16 protein-coding genes and 1 other annotated feature are annotated in these 17271 nt (G+C 28.5%); of the genes, 10 read left to right on the forward strand and 6 right to left on the reverse strand.

The features are described from left to right. Positions 1–188: 188 nt before the first annotated feature. Positions 189–427 (reverse strand) — a binding site (T-box leader). Between the two features lie 143 nt (positions 428–570). The 6 genes from A500_RS19865 to A500_RS02160 form a co-directional block, all read right to left on the reverse strand. Next, on the reverse strand, positions 571–729 hold the full coding sequence (locus A500_RS19865) for a DUF1540 domain-containing protein (protein WP_016205941.1): 159 nt from the start codon (positions 727–729) through the stop codon (positions 571–573). Positions 730–857: 128 nt separating this feature from the next. Next, the gene (locus A500_RS02140) at positions 858–1463 is read right to left on the reverse strand and encodes an FMN-dependent NADH-azoreductase (RefSeq protein WP_016205942.1); all 606 of its coding nucleotides are present in this window, start codon (positions 1461–1463) and stop codon (positions 858–860) included. 309 nt (positions 1464–1772) lie between these two features. Next, positions 1773–2651: an L-serine ammonia-lyase, iron-sulfur-dependent, subunit alpha gene (sdaAA, locus tag A500_RS02145; protein WP_016205943.1), complete on the reverse strand. Its 879-nt coding sequence runs from the start codon at positions 2649–2651 to the stop codon at positions 1773–1775. Between the two features lies 1 nt (position 2652). Next, entirely contained in the window at positions 2653–3333 is a 681-nt protein-coding gene (gene sdaAB / locus A500_RS02150; protein ID WP_016205944.1) for an L-serine ammonia-lyase, iron-sulfur-dependent subunit beta, read from the reverse strand. A gap of 302 nt (positions 3334–3635) precedes the next feature. Continuing rightward, positions 3636–4271 carry a hypothetical protein gene (locus A500_RS02155; protein WP_016205945.1) on the reverse strand — a complete coding sequence of 212 codons (636 nt, stop codon included), beginning with the start codon at positions 4269–4271 and terminating at the stop codon, positions 3636–3638. A gap of 115 nt (positions 4272–4386) precedes the next feature. Further along, a complete protein-coding gene (locus A500_RS02160; RefSeq protein WP_016205946.1) occupies positions 4387–6042 on the reverse strand; it encodes a nucleoside kinase in 1656 nt (551 codons plus the stop codon). Between the two features lie 170 nt (positions 6043–6212). On the opposite strand from A500_RS02160, the gene A500_RS02165 reads away from it, so the two are divergent. The 10 genes from A500_RS02165 to A500_RS21590 all read left to right on the forward strand — a co-directional run bounded on the left by A500_RS02165 (position 6213) and on the right by A500_RS21590 (position 17187). Further along, positions 6213–6908, forward strand: coding sequence for a DUF421 domain-containing protein (locus A500_RS02165; RefSeq protein ID WP_016205947.1), 696 nt, complete (start codon positions 6213–6215; stop codon positions 6906–6908). Further along, positions 6908–7288, forward strand: coding sequence for a DUF4363 family protein (locus A500_RS02170; RefSeq protein WP_016205948.1), 381 nt, complete (start codon positions 6908–6910; stop codon positions 7286–7288). The genes A500_RS02165 and A500_RS02170 overlap by 1 nt, the downstream gene beginning before the upstream one ends. Positions 7289–7598: 310 nt before the next feature. Beyond that, a complete protein-coding gene (locus A500_RS02175; RefSeq protein WP_016205949.1) occupies positions 7599–8822 on the forward strand; it encodes an argininosuccinate synthase in 1224 nt (407 codons plus the stop codon). Position 8823: 1 nt separating this feature from the next. Beyond that, positions 8824–10224, forward strand: coding sequence for an argininosuccinate lyase (gene argH, locus A500_RS02180; protein ID WP_016205950.1), 1401 nt, complete (start codon positions 8824–8826; stop codon positions 10222–10224). Beyond that, complete coding sequence (argC, locus tag A500_RS02185) at positions 10212–11246, forward strand: N-acetyl-gamma-glutamyl-phosphate reductase (RefSeq protein ID WP_016205951.1); 1035 nt, start codon at positions 10212–10214, stop codon at positions 11244–11246. The genes argH and argC overlap by 13 nt, the downstream gene beginning before the upstream one ends. A 103-nt stretch (positions 11247–11349) precedes the next feature. Then, positions 11350–12570 carry a bifunctional glutamate N-acetyltransferase/amino-acid acetyltransferase ArgJ gene (gene argJ, locus A500_RS02190; RefSeq protein ID WP_016205952.1) on the forward strand — a complete coding sequence of 407 codons (1221 nt, stop codon included), beginning with the start codon at positions 11350–11352 and terminating at the stop codon, positions 12568–12570. A gap of 14 nt (positions 12571–12584) precedes the next feature. Beyond that, positions 12585–13442: an acetylglutamate kinase gene (gene argB, locus A500_RS02195; RefSeq protein WP_172655027.1), complete on the forward strand. Its 858-nt coding sequence runs from the start codon at positions 12585–12587 to the stop codon at positions 13440–13442. 11 nt (positions 13443–13453) lie between these two features. After that, on the forward strand, positions 13454–14611 hold the full coding sequence (locus tag A500_RS02200; protein ID WP_016205954.1) for an aspartate aminotransferase family protein: 1158 nt from the start codon (positions 13454–13456) through the stop codon (positions 14609–14611). 251 nt (positions 14612–14862) lie between these two features. Continuing rightward, entirely contained in the window at positions 14863–15783 is a 921-nt protein-coding gene (argF, locus tag A500_RS02205) for an ornithine carbamoyltransferase (RefSeq protein ID WP_016205955.1), read from the forward strand. A 231-nt stretch (positions 15784–16014) separates the two neighbouring features. After that, positions 16015–17187, forward strand: a complete 1173-nt coding sequence (locus A500_RS21590; protein WP_016205956.1) for a 3D domain-containing protein — start codon at positions 16015–16017, stop codon at positions 17185–17187. Positions 17188–17271: the final 84 nt, after the last annotated feature.

Raw genomic sequence — 17271 nt, forward strand, 5'->3', positions numbered from 1 at the left:
ATTTTTCTTCCTAATGAAATCTTCCTTAGATAAATTAATCATAAAATCACCCCCTATTTTACTGAATAAGTAAGAATACAAATATGAAAGAATATATAAAAAAGCCACTTTGCCCCCAAATGGGACAAAGTGACTTGTGCCACCCATTTTTACTGTACAAAAATAGAATAAAAAAAATACCTCATCCAAAATAGGACGAAATATTATTATTTCGTTATGCCACCCATGTACATAAATTTTCAGGTACAGATTAAATTAATATCGATACCCTGTTATTTTAACGGCTAACTCCCCGTGCATCTCTACTATAGTTTCGAAATGCCACCTCAAAGACCCATTCAATAATAGCTACAGTATTTGGCTCGCACCACCCCAAACTCGCTAGATCTAAATTCTATTATTTACTCCTTCTTCTCACTGGTTTTACTTATAATATATTAGATATTATATGAAACTCTAGAAAAAATTTCAATATATTTTAAAAATTTTTTTAATTAAAAGAAGAAGGTCTTAAGACCTTCTTCTTTTAATTAATTATACATATTCTTTTAAATTAATAATAAATTATTATTATTTTAATTCAAAAGAATTACAATCTGTACATTGTGCCTCTGTTGGATTTTTTTCATGAGTTCCAACTTCAATTGATGATAGTGTACAATATCTTTCATGTGTATTATTATACTTACATTCTTCAACTGTACATTTTATACTTGGATTTTTATTCATTATAATCACCACCTTACGAACTTATTATTTACTTTTAAATAGATACTATTCATAGAAAATAATAGATTTAAAGTGATGATATTCAATTATTCTTTCTAATCCTTTATTTCACATTAAATTTATGAAATTTAGAATTCCTTTGCAATTTCCTTTGCTTCTTCAATTGCTTTATTAACAATTGCTTCTACATCCATTCCTTGTACATCAAGATTTTCTGCTGCAACACTCTTAATATCCTTTACTCCAAAGAAGCCTAATATTGTTCTTAAGTATCTTTCTCCCATTTCAAATTGTGAAGTTACTGGGTTTGTATAATCTCCACCTCTTCCTGAAACTATAATAGCTTTAGTAGCCTTACATATTCCAACTGGGCCATTTGCAGTATATTTAAAAGTTATTCCAGTTACACTTGTATAATCAAAATAAGCTTTTACTATTGCTGGAACACCTAAATTCCACATTGGTGCTGCAATAACAATTTTATCAGCTTCTGCCATTTGATAAGCATATTTTAATATTGGGTGATTTTTACTTTCTTCAGTTTTTTCACCAAATACTGATTGTAAATCATCTAGTCTTAAAAAATCTATTTTTTCATTATATAAATCTAAAACTGTAATTTCATCATTTGGATTATTCTTTTTATATTCTTCAATAAAACTATCTGATACTCTAAATGTTCTTGATTGTCCCTCTGGTTTAATATTTGCTTTTACATATAGTACTTTACTCATGTCTTCCTCCTAATTTCAATTAACGCATATAATCTGCATTTAATTTTGTATAATTTTATAATATAAATATTAAAGTATTTTAGAATATTTTTCAAGAAATAATTATCAATTAATAATAATTATTTCTTTTGTCTTTTATTTAATACTTAACAAATATATTATTTCCCTTCTATATGCAAAATATTATAATAATTCACTAGTTTTAAAAGGGAACAAGTGTCAGGTAACATGTAGCAAGGAACAGGTGTCAGGTAACAGGGAACAAGTAGCAGGTAGTGTATAATTTAATTTTGATAAGCAAAATATATCCTATTCTCCATAAACCTTTTTCTTCAACGCCAGTCCTGCCTTAGTTACTGCAACTCCACCAAGAGCTGTTTCTCTTAATTCAGCTGGTAAGCTTCTTCCTACCTTATACATTGCTGATACAGTGTCATCAAAAGGTATTTTTGATTCTACCCCTGCCATAACCAAGTCAACTGTACATAAGGCACTTATAGCTCCTGAAGCATTTCTTTTAGCACATGGAATTTCAACTAATCCTGCAACTGGATCACAAACTAATCCTAGTATATTTTTAAAAACTATAGCTCCTGCATCTAATGACATTTTAGGTGTTCCACCCATCATTTCTACAACAGCTGCTGCTGCCATTGCTGAGGCTGATCCACACTCTGCTTGGCATCCACCTTCTGCTCCTGCAAATGTAGCGTTTCTTCCTATAATCATTCCAACAGCTGCTGCTGCAAATAATGCTTTCATTAGTTCTTCATCATTTTTATTAAGTTTTTCTCCTGCTGTCAATATTACTGCAGGCAAAATTCCACATGATCCTGCTGTAGGGCAAGCAACTATTTTTCCCATAGATGCATTAACTTCTGAGGATGAAAGTGCCATGGACATTGCTAAAACCATAGTGTCTCCTGTTAAGGAATTTCCTGATTTTAAGTATTGCTGCATTTTATATGCATCTCCACCTATTAAACCACTAACTGAAAATATTTCTTTTTTTCTTGCTTCTGATGCTGCATCTTTCATTACATCTAATGTTTTTTTCATTTTCAAAAATACTTCTTCTCTTGATAAATCATTATCTTCCATTTCTCTTATTATTGCATACTCACTTAATGAAATTGACTGCTCTTCACATATATGTATAAGTTCTTCTCCTGATTTTGCTATGTCCAAACTACTCACCTTCCTCCACTTTATTTATAAGTATTACTTGTTCTATTCCTTCAACAGATTTAATTTCTTCAATTAAATCCTTTGAAATTTTACTATCTACTTCAAAGGTCATAGTAGCATTTTTTCCTTTTTGACTTCTTCCTAAATTTAAAAAGGCTATATTAACTTTATGACTATATAAAATATTAGTTACTTTTGCTACAGTTCCAGGTATATCTTTATGTGAAGTTATTATAGTAGCATATGCTCCAGTAAATTTAACTTTATTTCCATTTATTTCGACTATCTCGATATTTCCTCCACCTACTGAACTTCCTATAACATCGCAACTTTTTCCATTTTGACACTTCATCAAAAATCTAACAGTATTAGGATGATAATCACCTAAATCTTCATCCCTAAATGTTATTTTTATTCCCTTTTCTTTTGCAATTTCAAGAGAATCCCTAAGCCTTTTATCTGATGGATCCATTTCCATTATTCCTGCAACTAATGCTCTATCTGTACCATGGCCTTTATAGGTTTTGCCAAAAGATCCATGTAATAAAAAAGTAACTTCTACAATTTCATCCCCTGCAATTGCACGTGCAACTTTACCTAATCTTGCTGCCCCTGCTGTATGTGAAGAAGAGGGTCCTACCATTATAGGTCCCAATATATCAAAAACACCCATGCTACTCATTGTTACCTCCATTTTCCAGTTGAAAGCTAATAATTAATGATCATATCAGCACCATCCACTGGCTTCATCTTTTTTATTGTCAGAAATATTATATATATGTTTCAATTAATAATCTACATATTTAAGACAATATAATGCTAATAGTTAGTATATTTACTTCAGTTTGTATTTCATAATTTACAGTCTTATCTAGTTGATAATTAATAACTATTCACTGTGCCTTGTAATCTGTTCACGGTGAACTAATTAAAACTATTGTTTATAAAATACGCTTCCTCCAATGAATTCACGTAAGATACGGTTTAATTGAAAAGCTTAACTAAACTTACGCTATATATTTTTATTAAATATGGACTTTCTTTAAAATAAATATCGTATTTTTTCTTATTCTTTATAAATTGAATATCTGTTACATAAGTACTTTGTTTTCTTACTTTAATTTCATCTATTTCACGTTTTTTATACTTTACTATATTATTTTTTCTTATAACTTCAAGTTCATTTGTATCAATATTATAAATGATATTATTCCTATTAGAAATTCTATAAAAATAAGCTATTATAAATAAAATAAAAACCATAACTAGTAACATTATTTCTAATCTAAGTTTCATGATGTTTATTATTGTGTACGGTATCCACCAGATAAAAAATGATAAGCCTTGATTTGTAATTTTACTATAATTAAATAATATGCTTTCCTTATTTAATTCTTTTCTTAACTCATCAAGTTTACTTCTTTCACTCCATAAAATCGAATTTATACTAATAGAGTAAACTCTACCACTATAAGTTAGTATCCCTAAAACACTTTCATCATAAAATATACTTCTAATATCACTCTTTTTTATAATATACTTCTTAAATAACTTTTTATAAATAACATTGCTATCATTTACCTCTAAAATTATTTTCCCATAATCACTTTTTAATACCATAAAAACCCCCAAGTTTATTTCAGTTCACAGTTTACAGTTCACAATTCACAGTTTTCTCTAATTGTTAATTAATAACTGTGCACTGTATCTTGTGAACTGTGACCTAATCTAAATATTAGTATTTATAAAACACGCTTCCTCCAATGAATTCTCGTAGGATACTGTTTGTTGGAACACAGTCTTTATCTATTTCTTTAAAGAATCCTAAGAAAGATTTTAATCTGCTTGCTTCTAAATACACTGAACTATCTTCACTAATTTTGTCTAACTCTTCTAAGGCATATTTCTTTAATACGCATAATTCATAAACTAAGGTAGAATTGAACATTACATCTGCTTCTTCTTGAAAAACGAAAATATTTTTTTCCTCACCTCTTCTAATAGATGGCCACATCTTTAATGTATCTTCTCCGCCATATCCCCTTGATAAGTAATCTCTAACTATTCTTCTTACTCTTCTTATATCGGTAGTTGCAATTCTATTATGATTATCAAGATTTAATTGTGTTAATGCTGATATATATATTTTAAATTTCTGCTTATCTGAAATAGCTGATGTTAAAATAGGATTTAATCCATGAATTCCTTCTATTAAAAGAACTCCATTACTTGGAAGAATAAGTTTATGACCTATCCATTCTCTTTCCCCTTTTCTAAAATTATAACTTGGAATTTCTACTTCTTCGCCCTTTAACAAACTGCATAAATGTTTATTAAATAAATCTAAATCTAATGAATATACACTTTCAAAATCATATTCTCCATTTTCATCTTTTGGAGTATGATCTCTATCTACAAAGTAATCATCTAAAGATATAGGGATTGGTACGTGTCCATTTACTCTAAGCTGTATTGATAATCTATTAGCAAAACTTGTTTTGCCGGAAGAACTTGGTCCTGCTATTAATACAACTTTTGTTTCTTTTCTTTCATTTATCATATCTGCTATTTGAGCAATTTTCTTTTCATGAAGAGCTTCTGAAACCATAACCAAATCTCTAAATTCTTTATTTTCTACTTTATCATTTAATGAACCAACTTCTCCAACATCTAAAATATTAAGCCATCTTTCTGTTTCTATAAATATTTGAGATAACTTTCTATTTTCTTTAAAATCTGCTACAACATTTAAATCACTTTTTTTAGGATATCTTAGCACAAATCCTGGTTCATAATACATTAAATCAAAAGCTTTTATAATTCCTGTTGAATATGCCATTTGCCCATAAAAATAATCATATCTTCCATCTAATTCATATAACTTAACATTTTCAAAATTCACATGATTTAACAATGAAACCTTATCTTCCATGCCATATCCTGTAAATATTTCAATGGCTTTTTCTCTTTTAACTTTTATCCTTTTTATTGGAATATCTTCATCTATAAGCTCCTTCATGCGAACCTTTATCTTATCTATATCTTCCTTATTCAATACTTCTTCCTTATGAAGTTCACCAAACACACCCTCTCCAATGCTATGCTCAATTGTTATAATTGAATCATCATAAAGATCTAATGTAGCTTTTATAAAAATGAATTGTAGAGTTCTAGTGTAAATTTTATATCCTATTGGGCTATCAAATTCTATTAATTCTATTTTTCCATCTCTATATATTTCGCGAAATAATTCATAATAATCTTTATCTAATCTGCATAATGCTATTTTAGTTGAATCAATATTTAAAAAGTTTTCTATAAATTCCTTATAAGTAGTTCCTTTGTTAACCAAATGTTCTTTGTTTTTATAAATTATTTTAAAAGTATTCATTCCTCGTCCTCCTTGAAATAAACTTTGTCAATATTTTCTAAACATCTTTATTTAATATTATATACTGTATATGAAAAAATCTATAAAATTTCCTACTATATTAATCTTTATTAATATAAGAATAAACTTGTTAATTTATACGAATACTATGTTTTATGAGGTGATTTTACATGTTTATTGTACTAATAAGAACCATTTTTCTTTATGCCTTAGTAATACTTGTGATTAGATTAATGGGAAAGAGACAAATAGGTGAATTACAACCTTATGAATTTGTAATTACTATAATGATTTCAGACTTAGCTGCTTTACCTATGCAAGATACAAGATTACCTTTAATATTAGGAATTATACCTATTATTACTTTACTATTTATAAAAACAGTGTTATCTATAATTCAATTAAAAAGCCAAAAAGCTAGAAAAATTTTAGAAGGTGAACCTTGTATATTAATTACTAGAGGTAAAATAAATTTTGAAACATTAAGAAAACAACAAATTAATTTAGATGAACTCATGGAAGAAATAAGACTTGCTGGATATTTTGATTTAAGTGAAATAGAATTTGGAATATTAGAAAACAATGGTCAAATGTCATTTTTAACTTCTGATAAATCTAGAAAAGATTCTTCTAATAATAATTCTAATAATAAAACTAAAGAAGTTAAACCTCAATTACCAGTCATCTACATACTAGATGGTAAAATAAATAAAAATGCTTTAACATCTTGTGGTAAAACTGATGATTGGGTTAAAAGTGAATTAAAAAAACATAATATAAATTCAATTAAAAATGTTTTAATTGCAATGACAGATACAAATGGTAAATTTGTTTGCCAATTACATAATAATAAGGGGGTAAAATAATGAAAAATAGTGTTATTTCTGTACTCCTTTTTATAGTATTAGTTTTTTCATTACTATTTCTTAACAATAAATTTGTGTCTCTTTGCGATGATATAATTATTAAATGTGAAGAAATTGAAGTTTTACTAGATGATAAAAATGAATTATTAGCATATGAAACTTCAGTTGAGTTGTTAGAATTTATAAAAGAAAGAGCTTCAATTCCTGCTATATACTTAAATCATGCAGATTATGATTTTCTTATGAATGAATCTTTAAAACTCTCTCTTTATATAAAGGGAGAGGATAAAGCTGAATCCTTAGCAACTCTCCATGTACTAAGATATACTGCTGAACATCTAAAAAACTTACAAAAACCTGATATTAAAAACTTACTTTAAGCCTCAATATAATTTCACAAAACTTATTTAACATAATTTAATTATACTATAGCAAATCTAAGAATAAATTTGCTATAGTTTTTTGTTTATATTCACTATTCATTATAAAAATTCATCATTTCATATAAAAACCTGTATTTTTAATTTTTATACATAAATATTGAATAATTATAAAATTTCTTATTGCATAATTATACCTTAAGTCGTATAATTATAAACGTAGCTTTTATTGGATTATAAAGCAATTATTAAATATACTGATTTTATTTGGTAATAAAAAAGTTATAAATATATAAGGGGGCTTAATTATATGAAAAAATTTAACAAAGTTGTACTAGCTTATTCTGGAGGTCTTGATACTTCAATAATCATTTCTTGGCTTAAAGAAAATTATGGCTGCGAAGTTATTGCTGTTGTTGGAAATGTTGGACAAAAAGATGAATTAATAGGCTTAGAAGAAAAAGCAATTAAAACTGGGGCATCAAAGTGTTATATCGAAGATTTAACTTCTGAATTTGTTAATGATTATATTTTTCCAACTATTCAAGCTAATGCAATTTATGAAGGAAAATATCTTTTAGGGACTTCTTTTGCAAGACCTATTATAGGAAAAAGATTAGTTGAAATTGCACTTGCTGAAGGTGCAGATGCAATTTGCCATGGTTGTACTGGTAAAGGAAATGATCAAGTTAGATTTGAACTTGCTGTTAAAGCCTTTGCACCAGATATGGATATTATAGCTCCTTGGAGAATTTGGGATATTAAATCAAGAGAAGAAGAAATAGAATATGCTTTAGATAGAAAGATTCCTATTTCAATAAGTTATGAAACTAATTATAGCAAGGATAAGAACTTATGGCATTTAAGTCATGAAGGTTTAGATTTAGAAGATCCAAATAACGAACCTAAATACGATAAAATCTTAGAATTATCTAATACTTTAGAAAATGCTCCAGATAAAGCAACTTATATTACATTAAAATTTGAAAAAGGTATTCCAGTTGCACTAAATGGTGAAGAAGTAGATGGTGTTACATTAATAGAAAAACTTAATAAAATTGGTGGAGAAAATGCCATTGGAATAATTGATATGGTTGAAAATAGATTAGTTGGTATGAAATCAAGAGGTGTTTATGAAACTCCAGGTGGAACTATCCTATATAGAGCTCATAAAGATCTTGAAGAAATTTGTCTTGATAAAGAAACTTCTCATTATAAAGAGTTAGTTGCTTTAAAATTTGCAGAATTAGTTTACAACGGTCAATGGTTTACTCCACTTAGAGAGGCACTTTCAGCCTTTGTAAGTAAGACTCAAGAAACTGTAACTGGTGAAGTAAAACTTAAATTATATAAGGGAAATATAATTAATGCTGGAATGACATCTCCTTATTCATTATATAGTGAAGAATATGCAACCTTTGGTGAAGATGCTGTATATGATCAAAAAGATTCTGCTGGTTTTATAAATTTATTTGGTCTACCTATAACTGTTAAAGCAAAAATGAATGAAGCTTTAAAAAAGGCTGGTAAGTAAAATGAAGCTTTGGGGTGGACGTTTTGAAAAAGGAGTTAATTCATTAGTTAATGACTTTAATTCTTCAATTAGAACAGATTCAAGAATGTATAAAGAAGATATTCTTGGTAGCTTAGCTCATGTAAAAATGTTAGGAAGACAAAATATTATTTCTAATGAAGATAGTATAAAAATAGCAGAAGGTTTAGAAACAATTTTAAAAAGATTAGAAAATGGAGTTATAAAAATTAATGAAGCATCTGAAGATATTCATAGCTTTATAGAGGAAACTTTAACTTATTATATAGGTGAAGAAGGTAAAAAACTTCACACTGGAAGAAGTAGAAATGATCAGGTTACTTTAGACACTAAGCTATATCTAAAAAAATATCTTATAGATATTGCAAATGATATTATTTCTCTTCAAGAAACACTTTATAAAAAGGCAAAAGAAAATATTTATACTATAATGCCTGGATATACACATATGCAAAAAGCACAACCAATTACATTTGCTCATCATCTTCTTGCCTATTGTGAAATGTTTAAAAGAGATTTAAGCAGGCTGCTTGATTGCTATAAAAGATTGGATGAAATGCCTTTAGGAAGTGGAGCTCTTGCAACTTCTACTTATAATATAGACAGGCTTTCAGTAGCAAATGATTTAGGCTTTGCTTCTATTACACTAAACAGCTTAGATTCTGTTTCTGATAGAGATTATGCAATAGAGTCATTATCAAATTTATCTATGATAATGATGCATCTATCAAGATTTTCTGAAGAAATTATTATTTGGGCCACTAATGAATTTAATTTTATAGAATTATCTGATGAATATAGTACAGGTAGTAGTATTATGCCTCAAAAGAAAAATCCAGATGTTGCTGAACTAGTAAGAGGTAAAACAGGAAGAGTTTATGGAGACTTAATAACTCTTCTTACTGTTATGAAGGGACTTCCACTAGCTTATAACAAAGATATGCAAGAAGATAAAGAAGCATTATTTGATGCTTTAGATACAGTAACTATATCTCTTAGGACTTTTAATGGAATGTTAGACACATTAAAAATTAACAAAGAAACTATGAAAAAAGGCGCTTCTATGGGATTTACAAATGCTACAGATGTTGCTGATTATTTAGTGAAAAATAATGTACCCTTTAGAACTGCTCATGAAATAGTTGGTGAAATAGTTCTTTATTGTATAAAAGAAAATATTGCAATTGATGATCTTTCATTAGATAAGCTTAAGGAGTTTTCTCTTGTTTTTAAAGAAGACATATATGAAGCAATTAGTTTAACAACTTGTGTTGAAGAAAGAAAAGTATTAGGTGGACCTAGCTCCTCTTCAGTTAAAATACAGCTAGATTTACTTTTAAAATCAATAGAAAGTACTAAGGAGGCATTACAATGCTTAAAGTAGGAATAATTGGTGCAACTGGATATGTAGGCGCTGAATTAATTAGACTTTTACTAAATCATTCTAAAGTTACTATTGAAGCTATAAGTTCAATTTCTTATGAAGGTGAAGAAATTTCTTCTATATATAAAAACTTTTATGGAGTTACAAACTTAATATGTGAAAATCAAGAAGAAGTTATAGAAAAATGTGATGTAATATTTGCTGCTTTGCCTCATGGGCTTAGTGAAGAAATTGCAGAACTTGTTAATAAAAACAATAAAATCCTTATAGATCTTGGAGCTGATTTTAGATTAAACAATGAATATGAGTATGAAAGATGGTATGGAAAAAAGTTTTTATATAAGAATCTTCACAAAAGTAGCATTTATGCCCTACCAGAGCATAATAGAGAAAAAATTAAAGAACATAAAATAATTGCTAATCCTGGATGCTATCCAACATCAATAGAGCTTGGGTTAATGCCATTATTAAAAAATTCATTAATTAAACTAGATAATATAATCTGTGATTCAAAATCTGGAGCTACTGGAGCAGGTAGAGGACTTACTTTAAAATCACACTATGCTGAATTAAACGAAAACTTTTCCCCATATGGAATAGGAAGTCATAGACATATCCCAGAAATAGAACAATGTCTTTCAGATATAGCTGAGGAAGAAGTAAAAATAACTTTTACTCCTCACCTACTTCCAATAAATAGAGGTATTTTATCAACAATTTATTGTACTCCAAATAAAGAAGTTAATATTAAAGAGATTCATAAATTATACTGTGACTTTTATAAAAATGAATCCTTTATAAATGTTCTTGAACTTGGAGATATAGCTTCTATTAAAGATGTTAAATATACTAACAATTGTAATATATCACTACACTTAAACCATAGAGGTGATGGCTTAATAATAGTAAGTACTATAGACAATATGATAAAAGGCGCTGCAGGACAAGCAATTCAAAATATGAATATTATTTTAGGATTAAAAGAAACAGAAGGACTTAAATTAGTTGCAACATGCAACTAATTTAGTTCACAATTCACAGTGCACAGTTATTTTTTTAGTTGATTCTTTACAACTGTGAACTGTGAATTGTGAACTGCCAACTAAATAAAAAGGGGGTTTTCAATTGCAATTAATAAATAATAAAGGTATTACTGCTCCTCAAGGTTTCCTTGCATCTGGAATCCATTGTGGGCTTAAAAAAAATAATTTGAAGTTAGATTTAGCCCTTATATACTCAAATGTTCCAGCTACCGCTGCTGGTATTTATACTAAAAATAAAGTTAAAGGGGCTCCTATATATATAACTAAAGATCATCTATCAAATAAAAAGGCTCAAGCCATCATAATAAATAGTGGAAATGCTAATACCTGTAATGGTGAGGATGGATTAGCTAAAGCTAAAAAAATGACTGAACTTCAAGCTAAAGCTCTTAAATTAAAAGCTAATGATGTTTTAGTGGCATCTACAGGGGTAATAGGCATCCCTCTTAATATAGATGCTATAAAAAATGGCATACCCTTACTTACTGAAAGATTATCTAAGGATGGCTATGAAGATGCTGCAACTGCAATAATGACAACAGACACATACAAAAAGCAGCTAGCTTTTGAATTTACTATTGATGATAAAAAAATAACTATAGGTGCAATGGCAAAAGGTTCTGGAATGATAGAACCAAACATGGGTACAATGCTTTCATTTATAACTACTGATTTGAATATTTCCGGAGAAATGCTTCAAGAAGCTTTAAAAGAAAGTACTAAAATTAGCTATAACAGGGTAAGTGTTGATGGAGATACTAGCACAAATGACATGGTATTAGTAATGGCTAACGGATTAGCCAATAATAAAAAAATCCAAGAAAAAGATTCTAATTACTACTTATTTTTAGAGGTTTTAAATACTCTTAATATAACTTTAGCAAAAATGATAGCTAAAGATGGTGAAGGTGCTAGTAAACTAATTGAATGTATAGTTTACAATACTAAATCACTTAAAGATGCTGAAGTATTGTCTAAAAGTGTTATTAATTCACCATTAGTAAAAACAGCTATCTTTGGAAGTGATGCTAATTGGGGCAGAATTTTATGTGCTCTTGGATATTCTGGTATAAATATAAATCCTAATAAAGTAGATTTATCATTTAAAAGTTCAGTAGGAATAATAGATGTTTGCAAAGGTGGCATGGGATTATCCTTTGATGAGGTAAAAGCAAAAGAAATATTATTAAATGATGAAATAACTATTTATATAAATATGAATACTGGTCAATATTCTTCTACAGCTTGGGGCTGTGATTTAAGCTATGACTATGTAAAAATCAATGGCGATTATAGAAGCTAAAGAAAGGTGTGTATATTTTGAACTACATTGAACATGCAAAAGTATTAACACAAGCACTACCATATATTCAATCTTTATCTGGAAAAATAGTTGTAATAAAATACGGTGGAAATGCAATGACAAGTGATGAACTTAGAAAAAGTGTAGCAACTGATATTGTTTTACTTCAATGTGTTGGTATAAAACCAGTTATAGTTCATGGTGGAGGTCCACATATTTCAGAATTTTTAAATAAAATAGGAAAAGAAAGTAAGTTTATTGATGGACTTAGATATACAGACAATGAAACTGTAGAAATTGTAAAAATGGTTTTAGGTGGGAAAGTTAATAAAGACTTAGTTAGCTTAATAGAAAGCACAGGGGGAAAAGCACTTGGCCTTTGTGGTATGGATGGATCATTTATTAAAGCTAAAAAAATAGAAAAATCTGTTGATCTTGGATATGTTGGAGAAATAACTAGTATAGACATAAATATTATAAATACAGCTATTGAATCTGGCTATATTCCTGTAATTGGATCAATTGCAATAGGTGAAGATTGTACTCAAGTATATAATATAAATGCTGATATTTGTGCTTCAAAAATATCCTCGGCACTAAAAGCTGAGAAATTAGTTTTATTAACAAACGTTCCTGGATTAATGATAGATCCAAGTGATGAATCTACATTAATATCATCCTTAAAACCACATGAAGTGAAAAAACTACAAATGGATGGAATAATTAAAAATGGAATGATTCCTAAAATAGATTGCTGTGTAGAAGCTGTAAGAATGGGAGTGAAAAAGGCACATATAATAGATGGCACACTTCCCCACTCAATACTATTAGAACTTCTTTCAAAAGAAGGTATAGGAACAATGATATATTAGGAGGTTTTTATATGTCAACTGATTTATCTTTAATGTCTACTTACTCATATCTACCTGTAAATTTAATTAAAGGAAATGGATGTTTTCTTTATGATGATAAAAACAATGAATATTTAGATTTTACAAGTGGAATTGGTGTAAATAGTCTTGGTTATTGTAATTCAAAATGGGTTGAAGCCATTAGTAATGCTGCTTCTACTCTACAACATATATCAAATATATTTTTAAATAAAACAACTTTAAATCTGGCTGATAAAATAACTAGTCTATCTGATATGAGTAAGGTATTCTTTTGCAATTCTGGAGCTGAAGCAAATGAAGGTGCTATTAAATTAGCTAGAAAATATAGCTTTGATAAGTATGGAAATAAAAGAAATAAAATATTAACATTAAAACAGTCCTTTCATGGAAGAACATTAGCAACCTTAACTGCTACTGGACAAGATAAATTTCATAACTACTTCTTCCCTTTTGTTGAAGGTTTTGACTACTTTAGTGCAAATGATATAGAAGATTTTAAAGAAAAGCTTTCTAATGATGTTTGTGCAGTTATTATGGAATCAATTCAAGGTGAAGGTGGAGTTTATCCCCTTGACTATGAATTTGTAAATGAAGTTTATAAAATATGCAACAAACAGGACATTCTTATGATTTTTGATGAAGTTCAATGTGGAATAGGACGAACTGGAAAGCTATTTGGATATGAACATTACAATATCAAGCCTGATATTGTAACTATAGCTAAAGGACTTGGAGCTGGATTACCTATTGGAGGATTTTTATGTAATGAAAATTTGTCAAATGTTTTCAAAGCTGGTGATCATGGTACAACCTTTGGTGGAAATCCAGTAGCTTGTGCTGGTGCATTAGTAGTTTTGAACAATATATGTACTCAAGAGAAATTAAATGAAATCACCGAAAATGGTGAATATCTTATGAATTCACTAAAGAATATAAATTCTAATTTAATTAAAGATATAAGGGGCAAAGGACTGATGATAGGAATAGAAACAGAAATACCATCATCAGAAATACAACAAAAAGCCTTAGAAAAAGGGCTTCTACTACTAACTGCTGGTAAAAACGTAGTTAGACTACTTCCTCCTCTTGTAATAACAAAAGATGAAATTAAGAAAGCAGTGGAAATACTAAAATCAATTTTTATTTAATTCACAACTATAAAAAATTCAGAATATAAAGGCTACGATAAATAGACATGTTTCATAAGCTAAATAGCTACGCAAAGAAATAATTGGTGAGGGAAATTTAAAACTTAGTTAAGTGTAGCATATTCCCTGTTCTCTGTTACTTTATTCCAAAAACTGAAAACTGTGAATTGTGCACTGTGAACTGAAAAATGCTTCGCATTTTATATCAATTGTTAATCGTTAATTGTTAATAAAAAAAAGGGGGGCTTTTAATGAATAAAGACTTATTAAAAATGGAGGATTTATCTAAAGATGAAATTCTTGATATTTTAAATCTTGGGGATCAATTAAAATATGAATTAAAGCATAATATTACACATCATCATCTTAAAGGAAAAACACTTGGAATGATTTTTGAGAAATCTTCGACTAGAACTAGAGTTTCTTTTGAAGTTGGTATGTATCAACTTGGAGGTTACCCATTATTTTTAAGTTCAAATGATTTACAAATTGGACGTGGGGAACCTATCCAAGATACAGCTAGGGTATTATCTAGGTATTTAAATGGAATAATGATAAGAACATTCTCTCAAAATGAAGTAGCAAGTTTAGCTGAATGTTCAAATATTCCTATAATAAATGGGCTTACAGATGACGAACACCCTTGTCAAGTTTTAGCTGATTTAATGACTATACGAGAAAAGAAAAATATTTTAGATGGATTAAAAGTTGCTTATATAGGAGATGGAAATAATATGGCTCAATCTCTTATTATTGGCTGCTTGACTGTTGGAATGAATATTTCATTAGCAATACCTGATGACTATATGGTAACAGATTATTATATAAATAAAGGTAATGAGATCGCTAAAAATAATGATTTAACTTTTAAAATAGTTAATAACCCGAGAGAAGCTGTTCTAGATGCAGATGTAGTAATTACTGATGTTTGGGCAAGTATGGGAAAAGAAAAAGAGGTTAATGAAAGAATGATGGCTTTTAAAGGATATCAAGTTAATTCTGAACTTATGACTCTTGCCAAGAATGATGCTATTGTACTACATTGTTTACCTGCTCATAGAGAAGAAGAAATAACCGAAGAAATTCTTGAAAAACATTCAGATACGATTTTTGAAGAAGCTGAAAATAGACTTCATGTTCAAAAAGCAATATTAGTTAGACTTATGAAATAAAACCCACTGAAAATGAAAGAATGAAAAAGTGAAGAGTGAAAGAGTTGAGGAAAAAATCATTAACTTTTCACTCTTTCACTATTCGCTAATAAATTGCTTTGTGACTTTTCTATTACAAACTTGCCAATCTTTGATATTTATTGTAGGATATAAAATATCAAAGAATATTATATGAAATCCATCATATAATTGAATGTAGCCTTTGCTTGATTTTAATTGGAGGTGTATATTTTGGCAAAAAGAACTTTATTATCTGCAAGCATGGTATTATTGTTACTTTTAAATAATACTAATATAGCATTTGCAGAACCTAATTCTTCGGAAACACAAGTTATCCAAGATAATAAAGTTAAATATGAACAATTAGATGAGGATACTTTAGAGCTAGATACTGAAATAGCTAAATTAAATATTGAAATAGAAGGTCTTAATTCTAAGCTAGATGAAAATAACTCTGAAATCCAAGATACTGAAAATGAAATAACAACTATTAACCATAAAATTGAAGAAGCAAAGCTAGAAATTGAGGACAAGCAAAAAACTATTGATGGACGTGTTCGTTCCATGTATAAAAGTAATATGGCTACAGATATGATTGTTTATTTAATAACTTCTGAAAATATATTTGATATGTTGGATAGAGTCCAAACCATGAGTAAAATAATTTCAGTAGACAAAGAAATGATTTTAGAAGTAAATGAGAAAAGAGAATCTCTTGATAAAAATGCAAATGAAATTCAAAAAAAACAAGATAATTTGCTTCAATTAAAAAAATCTATTGAAACTAATTTAAATGAAGTAAATAATAAAAAAGAAACTCAACAAAAACTTTTAGATGAATTAAACTCAAGAAAAGATGAAATTATGGCTATAATTGAAGTAAATGAAGAAAATTTAGTTTCTTATCCATTGTCAATTATAAACTCAGATTCCTCATCAATTTCTGAAATTCAAAATGCTATTAATACACTACAATATATGTTGCCTCAACTTAACAGTAATTATGTCATAGATTTAGTAAATGCTGCTATTGATTCTGGTAATTATATAATTTCTTTAAGCGAAAGTAATCAGGCAACTTCCAATTCAGTGGAAAATTCCAGTGGGTATTTATCTACATATTCTATGATTGCAACAGCTTATACTGGACATGGCATTACTGCAATGGGTCTTAAGCCTGTCCGTGATCCTAATGGATTAAGCACAGTTGCTATTGATCCAAGTGTTATTCCTTTAGGTTCTAAAGTTTATGTTGAAGGTTATGGCTATGCTATTGCTTCAGATACAGGCGGCGCAATTAAAGGAAATAAAATAGATGTTTATATGAATTCTAATGAAGAATGCTTTGCTTTTGGTCGAAGAACAGTTACAGTCAATGTTATTGCATACCCTGGACAATGGTAAATATCTAAAACTCAATATACAGATATTAAAAGCTAAATATTAAGTTTGAATACTAATTTAATTTATAAGTAAAAATAAAGGATG

It is taken from the genome of Clostridium sartagoforme AAU1 (assembly GCF_000401215.1).
GTDB lineage: Bacteria > Bacillota > Clostridia > Clostridiales > Clostridiaceae > Clostridium > Clostridium sartagoforme.